We start from the raw sequence: 233 nt of genomic DNA, 5'->3' as shown, positions 1-233 counted from the left end.
AAACCTTCCGAAAGCATATACAAGGAGATTCTGGAGCAGTATTAATTCTTAACCACGGTATTACCGTATGGGGCCGAGATAGCTTTGATGCAAAGAAAAGATTTGAAGCTTATGAGTTTTTATTCCAATTTCATATAAAACTATTATCAATTCAAGGTGGCGTTTCTAATGGCGCAAATTCGTATACATGAAGTAAATACTCGCATAGAAAATGAAGTAGAAGTATCTAAATT

At 33.9% G+C, this 233-nt stretch carries 1 protein-coding gene; it reads left to right on the top strand.

The features are described from left to right. The coding region (locus KVT31_RS30045; protein WP_217613778.1) for a class II aldolase/adducin family protein at nt 1-191 on the top strand (191 nt) is incomplete at its 5' end. Between the last annotated feature and the right edge of the window lie 42 nt (nt 192-233).

Origin of the sequence: Bacillus sp. GbtcB14, from assembly GCF_019091205.1 — a bacterium.
GTDB classification, from domain to species: Bacteria; Bacillota; Bacilli; order Bacillales; family Bacillaceae_G; genus Bacillus_A; species Bacillus_A cereus_AG.
This window is presented reverse-complemented; position numbering and strand designations above follow the sequence as displayed.